The following is a 1,050-nucleotide window of genomic DNA, read 5'->3' on the forward strand; positions in this document are numbered from 1 at the left end:
ACGGATACAGAGGTTGACAATGAAAAGGAAAAACTCGAAGCACAACAAATCAGGCAAGGAATCGAGGATGAGCTTGCAAAACTTCGTGTCGAAATGGAGAGCCTGGAAATTCAGGAACAGAAACTTCAGCAGGAAAGCAAGCGCATTCCAGCGCTGGAACGACCACTTCATCATGCCAGAAATGTATACAACTCCAGGCTGGCAAGAGAACTTGGCATAGCTGACTGGGATGATACCCTGCCACAAGAAGAGCAAGCCAGACGCATCACAGAAAGAATTAATGAAATCTTGATGGCCACTGTCGCAACAGAACCGCATCAACTAAAAGCCGTAAAAACAAATCTGGCCGCTATTGAAGGCCAGCTTGGTATTATTCCGGACAATAAAAACGATCTTGATGCCCGCTTTCAGTCCATTCAACAGCACCTGAAGCAGCAGGCAACCCGGATCGATCAAAAAGATCTTCAGCAACAGGTCGTCAGGACAGAAACTGAAAAAACATCTGTAACCAAGGCTCAATTTGCAACCATTGCCGCACATTTAAACATTCAGGATTTTGACGACAAGGCAGATATTGAGACTCAAAAGGCACTTCTGATTCAGAGACTTCAGACACAGAACACTCAAGGCGGAAAATTGAACGTTCATCAAGAACGTATCCTTCAGAAAATTCAGGAGTTGAATGCTCAAAGCGGTCTTGGTAAAACCGACGACATACTTATGCAAAATGCTCTTTTGACAGTGTTTTATGGTGTGAAACTACCTGAAGATAGCACAGTAGAGGATCGCATCGCACTGCTAGATACAATACATAAGAATGTACTTGAGAATGAACAAAAGCTTGCAAGTTTGGAAGAAGAGCTGGAAGACATCAGAACACCTGACCATCCCAGAGCCAAGCCTGAAGTACTTGGTAAACTGAGTGCCGTGGAAAAAGCCCTGAAAATGGATGCTCTCAATTTGGAGGACGATGAGTATTACCGTCATCACGAAATTTCCAGGGAGATGCAGATATCTATCACAGATGCCAGACAGCAGGCAGAGGAAGAG

The 1,050-nt window shown here is 44.5% G+C and carries 1 protein-coding gene; it reads left to right on the top strand.

Going from position 1 to position 1,050, the window contains the following annotated elements; translation table 11 throughout:
- The coding region (locus tag KDK18_RS07455) for a hypothetical protein (RefSeq protein ID WP_257254260.1) at nucleotides 1-1,050 on the top strand (1,050 nt) is incomplete at both ends.

The organism is Endozoicomonas sp. SESOKO3, from assembly GCF_024606255.1.